Here is a 9252-nt window from a genome sequence, read left to right on the forward strand (position 1 = left end):
CCTGAAAATATTGAGCAGGCTACCGTCATGGTGGAAGAATCTGTTGAGTTATACAATAAACGGCGGCCGCATATGGCTCTAAAATACAAAACGCCCGATGAAGTCCATCGGGCGTTTTTAACCTGAAGTAGTGTCAACCTATATCAGGACAAGACACGCATTGAGCTGCTTTTATCTAAACAGCAACATCAATCCGCAAACCAGATAGGTAAGGCTTACTACAACCGCTACGGTTGTCAGCAGATTTTTGGGGATGTGCAGCTTTTTCTGGTAGTCCCCTTCGATTTGCCAGCCCGCCAATATGGAGTTAAAGCAGGCAAACAACAGTGTGATACCAGCGTAAATCTGGAATACCTGACCAGCAAACAAAGCCGACAGGGATTCGTGGCTCAACTCACTGCTGACCAGTACCTTGATCATCACAATACCGAACACTACGACCAGAGCGTTGCTCAAACGCTGAAACAACCACTGGCGAGTACCGTTTCCGCTCATCAGGCCCATATCATTACTCCCGCCGCAATGCTGATAATCACACCACCTACAATGGCAACCCAGGAAATGGCCTTGCCGCCCTGAAAGTCTTCAAACAGGCCAAAGTCCTGAATGATGTGTTTGACGGTGCCCATGCAGTAGTAACCAAAGGCCGTGAGCAGCCCCCAACTCACAATTTGCGCCAACAGGTTTTCTTTCAGCAGAGTAACCAGTGCTTCAAAGCTCTCTTTGGAGCCCAACGCCAGGGCCAGAGCCATCAGCAAAAAGCCCATTCCAACCCAGCTAATAACGGCGCAAACGCGGTGCAAAATAGATGCAATAGCCGTAATCGGGAACGATACGGTTCCCAAATCAAGGTTTACAGGTCGACTGTTATTCATAATTTATCCTCGTACCCCCGATAGTGCCTGAACAGAATATTACAAGCGGCATGCATTCTACCAATCAGCGAGGCAGATGGACACCCATATAACCCATTAGTAGCGGTTTGATAGTTTATAAGCCACAAACAAAAAACCCCACGCTTACGCGTAGGGTTGTTTGTTTGGTGGAGCCTAGCGGGATCGAACCGCTGACCTCAACACTGCCAGTGTTGCGCTCTCCCAGCTGAGCTAAGGCCCCGTAAAGAGGTGCGCATTCTAGGTGCGGCACCCCAAGCTGTCAAGGGCGTTTTTGTGAATATATGACAGAATAATATTGCTATTAATTTCAGCAATTTACTTAGTAATTGATTGATATTCCTTGGTAAGTTTTTTCGCCTGCTTCTTGGAAACGCCACCAGCCGCATTAAGGGCATGACGCACTCTTGCACGCACCATATCCGGCCCCAATATGGCCATGGCATCAAACAATGGCGGCGCCGAAGGCGAACCCGCCACAGCCACAAACAACGGAAACAAAAAGTCCTTTAGCTTGAGCTCCATGGCCTGGGCAAGCTGGTTCAGTTCTTCGTACAAGCGATCCCGCTGCCAATCCTGAAGCGCATCCAGCTTCCAGGAACTGAACTGCAGAATTTTACAGATGGTTTCTTTTTCCAGACGCTTGTTCTCAAAGCTGCTTTCGTCGAGGAGCGGCAGCCCGGAAAGCATAAAATTGGCCAGCGGAGCGATATCGGTAAACTTCTCCACCCTGCCCTGAATCAACGGCACCATGCGCTTCAGGTTGTCGCGATTGAAGGCCCACTCCGCTACACGCCCAACAAATTGTTCTTCGTCCAGATCTTCGCGAATCCAGCGGCCATTGAGCCAGTCCAGTTTTTGCACATCAAACACTGGGCCGCCCAAGGAAACAGTTTCAATATTAAAGGCCGCTTCCATTTCCGCCAGGGTGAACTTCTCCTCCTCATTGGGCATGGACCAGCCCATGCGCCCCAGATAGTTGAGCAGTGCTTCCGGCAGATAGCCCATATCCCGGTAGAAGGTAATACTGGTGGGATTCTTGCGCTTGCTGAGTTTACTTTTGTCCGGGTTGCGCAGCAGTGGCATATGGCACAAAGTGGGCATTTCCCAGCCAAAATATTCGTACAGAAGCTGGTGTTTGGGCGCGGAGTTAATCCACTCTTCACCGCGAGCCACGTGAGTAATTTTCATCAGGTGGTCGTCAACCACATTGGCCAGGTGGTAAGTGGGCATGCCATCGGTTTTCAGCAAAATTTGCATGTCCACCTGTTTCCAGGGGATTTCGATGTCACCGCGGAGCATGTCGTTAACCACGCAGGTGCCCTCTTCTGGCACCTTCATACGAATCACGTGGGGCTCTCCGGCATCCAGCCTGCTTTGCACTTCTTCGGCGCTCAACTTGAGACCACGGCCGTCGTATTTCACTGCCTCGCCTGCGGCTTCTTGTTCGCGGCGCATCTGATCCAATTCTTCTGGCGTCGCGAAGCAGTAAAAAGCATGGCCTTTTTCCACCAGCTGTCTGGCGTAATCGCCGTATAAATCCATGCGCTCGCTCTGACGATAAGGGCCGTAGTCGCCCCCCACATCCGGGCCTTCGTCCCAGTCCAGGCCCAGCCAACGCAGGGAGTCGAGAATCGCCTGTTCGGATTCTAGCGTGCTGCGAGTTTGGTCAGTGTCTTCAATGCGCAAAATAAACTGGCCGCCGTGCTGGCGGGCAAAACAGCGATTAAACAGGGCTACATAGGCAGTGCCCACGTGGGGATCGCCCGTGGGAGAAGGCGCAATACGGGTGCGAACAGTCATAGCGAGTACTAAGAATTTATCCGTTGAAAAGGCGTCGTATTATAGGGGCGCCCGATGGCTTAGGCCACCGGCTTTTCCGAAGGACGACCCAGCAGATACCCCTGGCCGGCGTCGAGGCCGAGTTCGCGCAAGGTATCCCACTCCTCCTGGCGCTCGATACCCTCTGCCATGAGCTGCAGGTTGCGACTGCGAGCCACCTGCACCAGGGATTGCACGTAGAAGTGATTGTCCTGATTGCTGTCCAGATTGTGCACAAAGCTGTGGTGAATCTTGATGTGGTGTAAGGGCAAGCTGCCCAGATAGCCAAAGGCCGAGGACTCCAGACCAAAGTGGTCAATAGCCAGGCTGGCGTTGTGGCGCAGCAGCAACGCGCTGAAGTCACGTACGTGTTGCTCATTGACCTGCATGGCGTATTCGGACAGTTCCACCACCAGGCGTTTGCTCAGTGAATGGTTCTCTTTAAGGAACTGGTCGAGCCATTCGCGGAAGCCCTCGTCCTGAATGGACGCCAGACTCAGGTTGGCACAAAAGTACACATCCTTTGGAAACTCTTTTTTCTGACGGGCCAAGGTTTGCAGAACAAGGCGATCAAAGTCTGCCACCAAACCAAAGCGTTCCGCCATGGGAATAAACACCCCGGCGCTGATCAGCTCATTGCCACTGGGCAGGCGCGCGTAGGACTCATAAGCCACCAATTTGCTGTCTGCCGAATAAATGGGCTGGTAATGCAAGACGATGGATTGCTCTTCAATGGCTCGATTGAGAATTTTCCGCCATTCATCGGTTGAGGCAGACAGCACCGGCAAAGCCTGCTCCTGTTCGGCCTCATCCAGGCTCTTCCAGCAACTCTCAGTATTTTCCTTGGCTCGATAAAGAGCAATATCAGCTTCGCTGAGAAGATTGCCAATGTCATCAATACTTCTCGCGTAGCTGTACCCCATATGTATCACCAGAGAAACATCACTCCAGTGATGCCACTGAATCTGGCGGGTGGTATCAAACACTTTATCCGCCAGCTCCCGGCCTTCCGCTTCGATGATATGAGGCACAAACAACGTAATTTCCGGCCCCTGGCGGCGACTGGCAATGGAGTGCGGATAAGAAACCAGCAGCTCTTGCAACTGTTCACCGATTGCTTTGAGTACTTTGTTACCCCCTGCCCGGCCCTCTTTGCCATTAACCTGCTGCATGTTACTGACGGTAAGAATCATCAATGCGCCAGACAGCTCGCCCCGTTCTTCGCGCAGCAGGCTGGCGCTGCGAGTATCGAAATCCATACGACTGGACAGGCCCGTGACCGGGTCGCGCAGGGATTGCTCCTGAAGGTATTCGATCTGGCTGAGTTGCTGCTCAAAAATACTTTTCAGCTGTTCCGACATGCGATTCATGGTTTCCACCACTCGCCGCAATTCACGAGTGCGAGGTAGCTTTTTAACGGTAACAAACTGCTGGCTGGCGATTTCTTCTGCCTGTGCTTCTACATCACTCAGAGGGCGCAATAGTACCCGCAGAGCGAAAAAGGCGACCAGGCAAACCAGAAAGGTAACCAGCGCAAAAATGCTTAATTGCTGTTCGGTGGTATGCCAGAGTTTTTTGTAGGCTTCCCCTGGGTGGCTGGTGACGGTGAGTGTTCCCAATCGCAGCCAACCGGAACTGACTTCAGCAACGCCTTTGGGGGAAGACAACGGTATTTTGTCGATAAACCACTGGGGTACGCCCACAGCACTGACGACAAACGAGCGTTCAAGCAACACCTTCCCTTCCAGATCACGGTATACCATGCGGCTGAAATAGCCGCTGTCGGAAACCGCATTGAACATGGTATCCAAGGTGGCCAAATCTTGCTGTTGAGCCGCTTGGGTCATGGAAAGGGCAACAGATGTGGCGGTATCGCGGGCGTGCACCTGCATTTGCTGATCCAGCAAATCCCTGGTTTGGGATACGCCAGTCACAATGCTCACCCCATAGAGCAGCGTAAACAGCAAGGTAACGGCGGCGATCAACTGGCGGTAAAGAGTCACTGGGTATTCCTGATCCTGACTGGCTATTTATTATTTTTCGACCAAATACAGTTTTGCTTGAGCGCAAACAAAATGCAAATACCCAGCTCCAGTTTTGTTGAGTCCGGCACAACTATTTTTAAGCCAGCTGTTATGATTTTTTGAATGCGGTCGATAACAGACGCTGATACGGAACAAAAAGAAGAATGTTGGCAAAGCGGCTGTTTTCAAAAGCGTTCACGACTCTCGCTTGCACCGGGCTATTGTTGCTGGGCATTGTCAGCTATTGCCAGGAAAAACCGCTGTTCCAGCTCAGTGAGAACCTGCTGAAAAAAGTGGAGGAAAAGCACGGCACCACCGCAAAGAACCGCCTTTTGTTTTGGCAAAACCTGATTCAAAACAACCAGCAACTGGATGAAAAAGACAAGCTGGAAGCAGTCAACGACTTTTTTAATGATGCCCGCTTTACCAGTGACATGGCGTTGTGGAAACAGAAAGATTACTGGGCCACACCAGTGGAGTTTCTGATCCGCGATGCCGGCGACTGCGAAGACTACTCCATCGCCAAATACTTTACCCTGCGGGAGTTGGGCGTGCCTGGCGAAAAGCTGCGCATCACCTACGTTACTGCCACCCGGCTCAACCAGGCCCATATGGTATTGGCTTACTACCCTACCCCGTCGTCGCAGCCATTGATTCTCGATAACCTCAACCGGCGCATCAAACCGGCATCAGAGCGCACCGACCTGATTCCCGTATACAGTTTCAATGCCGAAAGTCTTTGGCTCAGTCGTTCTCGCAATGAATCCCAACACAGCGGCAGTTCCGAGCAAATCAAAGCCTGGTCAGACCTCACCCGGCGCATAAAAGAAAGCGCCTTGTAGCCATCCGTACTGCAATGACCGCAAGGCGCTTCAGGGTTACAACGTCCTGATCTTACACTGGATACATTAGTCCACGATCAGGTTATTGTTGTTAATCAGGTTGGTGATGATGGCCGCATCCGCAAGGGTGCCACCAGCGGTCAAGTCAACGTCGTCCAGTATGATCACCTGATCAACCGTGCCATTACCTTCCGAGCTGACTTCGATACGCGTGTTACCGTCATCCAGCGAGAAAGACAGGTAGTTTGTGAGATCGCCACTTTCTTCACCTTGCAACAGGTCTTGCAAGTTTAGAACATCGCCTTGTCCCTGGTTGAAATCGCTGATGATGTCGTTAGCTGGTGCAGCACCAGTGCCTTCATCACCATCCACCCAGCGGAAAGTATCGGAACCAAGCCCACCCGCCAGAATGTCATCGCCAGCACCACCGGTGAGGATGTCATTACCGACTCCACCTTGGAGGGCATCACTACCAGCATTGCCGTTAAGAATGTCATTGCCTTCACCTCCGAATAGAGCATCTTCTCCTGCACCACCAGCCAGTGTGTCATTGCCGCTCTGGCCAACCAGAATTACTGGGTCTGAAGCCGATGCCGATACGCCCTGTGAAAGATCACCGTCATTTCCAGCAATCTCAACATAAGTGCCAGTTTGTGTGCTTCCATCACTGTATGTGATGGTAAAAGTTACATTTGCCTGGCCAAAGTCTCCGCCGTCATCAGCGCCATCACCTCCCACCTGGTCGGTGTCGATATCAAAACTGAAGCTGTCTCCAACAGTGAAATCTCCTGGGGTGAATGTGGCTGTTAATTGCGCTGAGTTATCAACAACATTTATCGTGCCACCATCACCTCCCACATCCGTGACGACATTCGGTGCCAAGCTACCACCACCGGCAGAATCAAATTGCGCATTGGCATCACCACCTGCAGCCAGGTTGATCGCAATACTTACAATTGACAAGCTGCTTGGGCCGCTTGAAAAATCAAACTGGAAGGCACCAACGCCACCTTGGGGGATGAATGTAGACGGTGTATCCACTCGAGCAGTAACAAGCGGCGTACTCAACGTATCATCACCGGAAGTACCCTCTATAACAGGAACGTCTCCCACCAAGTCTGAGTCCACACCAGATGTAATTGCTCCGCTACTCACAACCGTCACTGTAATATCATCACTGGTTGAAGCAGTATCGTTATTGCTCGTCTCGCGACTGGTAGCAGTAACAGTTAGTGTTATATCCCCTGTGAATCCCGAAGGCGGCAAAATCTGGATGTTGTTTAGATCCCAGCTTTGCACATCAACACTGGTAGACCCTGCAGAAGCAGTAAAGCTATTACCTGCGTTGTCTGTCAGCTGTGCGCCAACAGGAATATTGCTGATTTCTACACTATCGATTACTTCAGAACCATCAGTATCCGTCAGTGCAGTGGAAATATTCGATATCTCGATAAAGCTGTCTTGGGCACCTGTGTTAATTGCTTGTGGGAAATAGCCTCCATCACTGTTTTGGCCAGCAGCACCATTGCTTACGAAAGTGGAGAACTGGCCACCAGCGGCGGTCAATTCAGCAACGCTGCCGTAGATATTGAAGTTACTGGCGTTGAGCGGCTGCGGAGCACCATCGTCAACAGAAAGGTTCAGTGAAAACTGCCCGGGGCCAGAAACATTTTTTACATAAGCCTCAATTGTGTAATAGCCACTGGCTGGCGCTGTAAATGTCCCACCCTCTATATGGAAACCAACGCCACCAGGGGGTGGTGTGTCGCCGCCATAATTACCAAAAGAGTCACCGGTTGTAGAAAGCAGAGTTTCCCCACCCAACTCGATGCGGATTGAATCGTCACGGTAACCAGTAAACTGGTAAGTCGAACCCGCTTCAAGATAAATCAGGCCAGTAACTGAAAAGGCATCCCCCGTCCCAACTGCAACGGTAGAACCATCAGTTTGAACTGCACCGGAAGTCTGTATCTTTGGTGTGCCGAAACCATTAATCTCACGTGTTTGCGACGTTACCGTTGCGGGGTCATTCTGGCCCTCGATATTGGCCCCTGTACGATCACCATTATTCAAGTTGTCATAAAAACGAACGGTCAAACCGGTAGATGCTGGTGGTGGTATTTCATTCACCGAACCACCGCCGGTCATCACATCAGAATTAAAAGTAATCGTCGGTGCGTCGGCCACAGCAGTGACAGTGCCATTAACTGTGCCTGTATCTGTTCCGCCATTACCATCTGAAACTTCATAGTCGAAGCTAATCGGGCCACTGTAATTGTTAGCCGGAGTAAAGGTCACCTCACCCGCAGCACTGACATTTACGGTACCGTTGGTGACAGCAATGGATTGCGCCGTACCGGGAGTCAGATCAACGCCTGCAATTGATTCGAGGGTCAATGAATCGCCATCAGCATCTGTATCGCCACTTAAGAAATCCAAGGCAGATGTCGTTGTATCCTCGGATATTGTGAATGTGTCGTTATTTGCTACCGGAACGTCGTTGGCGCCAGTGATGGTGATGTCTTGGGTCTGGGTGGTGCCGTCGTCACTGGTGAAAGTAATGGTGTCGGTCAGGGTCTCGCCCGCCGCCAATGCCTGAACCGTGGCGTTGCCGTTGTTCAGGGTGTAGGTCCAATTGCCCGACCCATCCACGGTCACGGTGCCGTAGGTGGCGGTGCTGCTCGCCAGGGTACCTTCGCCGTTGTCGATGTCCGCCACGGTGACGGTGCCACTGGCGGTGTTGTTGCCCGCGTCGTCTTCGGTCACCGCGGTGTCCGCTGCGGTCACGGTGATGGTGGCCGAGTCATTGGTACCAGTAACTGTTATTGTTGCTGTCGCCTCACTACTTTCTCCACCGGCATTGTCTAGCGCTGTGTAATTAAAAGTCACATCACGACTTTCACCAACGGCCAAATCATCAAAATCACTGCCGGGGTCGAAGGTGTAACTACCATCAAGGTTAAATACAAGATTGCCGTTACCAGCACCAACACCGGACGCTAAACTGTATCCTGTGATTACACCATCCACATCCGTAGCTACTGGTACATTGTCATTTAAAACTGTGTTCTCTGAAGTCGTAGATGTGTCATCAGACGCTACAGGTGCATCGTTCGTACCCGTTACGGTAATGGTTATACTCGCTTCATTGCTCTCCGCTCCGTTATTGTCTATAGCAACGTAAGTAAAGGTTACATCACGCGTCGCATCTGGAGCCAAGTCATCAAAGTCACTACCAGGATCAAATGTGAAGGTACCATCGGGATTGAATACCAGTGAGCCCTCTCCGACATCTGTGCGCAAATCGTAGCTGGCTATTGTGCCATCCACATCGGATGCAGTTGGAACACTGCCACTTAAAGCTGCATTTTCAGCTGTTCCAGAATTAGCATTTGATGCAATCGGAGCATCATTGGTACCAGTTACCGTTATTGTTACTGTCGCCTCACTACTTTCTCCACCGGCATTGTCTAGCGCTGTGTAATTAAAAGTCACATCACGACTTTCACCAACGGCCAAATCATCAAAATCACTGCCGGGGTCGAAGGTGTAACTACCATCAAGGTTAAATACAAGATTGCCGTTACCAGCACCAACACCGGACGCTAAACTGTATCCTGTGATTACACCATCCACATCCGTAGCTACTGGTACATTGTCATTTAAAACTGT

Annotated in this window: 7 protein-coding genes and 1 tRNA gene; 2 read left to right on the forward strand and 6 right to left on the reverse strand. The window is 51.2% G+C overall.

The genetic code is table 11. The features are described from left to right. Window positions 1-126: integrase core domain-containing protein (locus tag QSV34_RS14980; protein ID WP_289152576.1), on the forward strand; the 126-nt coding region annotated here is incomplete at its 5' end. A gap of 45 nt (window positions 127-171) precedes the next feature. Here the strand turns inward: QSV34_RS14980 and sdhD are convergent. The 5 genes from sdhD to QSV34_RS15005 all read right to left on the reverse strand — a co-directional run bounded on the left by sdhD (window position 172) and on the right by QSV34_RS15005 (window position 4717). Continuing rightward, on the reverse strand, window positions 172-504 hold the full coding sequence (gene sdhD, locus QSV34_RS14985; protein ID WP_289156040.1) for a succinate dehydrogenase, hydrophobic membrane anchor protein: 333 nt from the start codon (window positions 502-504) through the stop codon (window positions 172-174). Next, a complete protein-coding gene (gene sdhC, locus QSV34_RS14990; protein ID WP_289156042.1) occupies window positions 495-875 on the reverse strand; it encodes a succinate dehydrogenase, cytochrome b556 subunit in 381 nt (126 codons plus the stop codon). The genes sdhD and sdhC overlap by 10 nt, the downstream gene beginning before the upstream one ends. A 165-nt stretch (window positions 876-1040) precedes the next feature. Further along, window positions 1041-1116, reverse strand: a tRNA-Ala gene (locus QSV34_RS14995). A gap of 95 nt (window positions 1117-1211) precedes the next feature. Next, a complete protein-coding gene (gltX, locus tag QSV34_RS15000) occupies window positions 1212-2696 on the reverse strand; it encodes a glutamate--tRNA ligase (protein ID WP_289156044.1) in 1485 nt (494 codons plus the stop codon). A 59-nt stretch (window positions 2697-2755) separates the two neighbouring features. Beyond that, complete coding sequence (locus tag QSV34_RS15005; protein WP_289156045.1) at window positions 2756-4717, reverse strand: bifunctional diguanylate cyclase/phosphodiesterase; 1962 nt, start codon at window positions 4715-4717, stop codon at window positions 2756-2758. Window positions 4718-4902: 185 nt separating this feature from the next. Here QSV34_RS15005 and QSV34_RS15010 point away from each other — a divergent pair, with 185 nt between their 5' ends. Further along, entirely contained in the window at window positions 4903-5580 is a 678-nt protein-coding gene (locus tag QSV34_RS15010; protein ID WP_289156047.1) for a transglutaminase-like cysteine peptidase, read from the forward strand. A gap of 66 nt (window positions 5581-5646) precedes the next feature. Here the strand turns inward: QSV34_RS15010 and QSV34_RS15015 are convergent. Further along, on the reverse strand, window positions 5647-9252 hold a 3606-nt coding region (locus QSV34_RS15015; protein ID WP_502929027.1), incomplete at its 5' end, for a beta strand repeat-containing protein.

The sequence above is a fragment of the Porticoccus sp. W117 genome, assembly GCF_030341905.1.
Taxonomy (GTDB): Bacteria; Pseudomonadota; Gammaproteobacteria; order Pseudomonadales; family Porticoccaceae; genus SCSIO-12696.

Coding starts and splice junctions, on each gene's coding strand:
- sdhD (WP_289156040.1), bottom strand. CDS start 504: ATGGGCCTGATGAGCGGAAACGGTACTCGCCAGTGGTTGTTTCAGCGT.
- sdhC (WP_289156042.1), bottom strand. CDS start 875: ATGAATAACAGTCGACCTGTAAACCTTGATTTGGGAACCGTATCGTTC.
- gltX (WP_289156044.1), bottom strand. CDS start 2,696: ATGACTGTTCGCACCCGTATTGCGCCTTCTCCCACGGGCGATCCCCAC.
- QSV34_RS15010 (WP_289156047.1), top strand. CDS start 4,903: ATGTTGGCAAAGCGGCTGTTTTCAAAAGCGTTCACGACTCTCGCTTGC.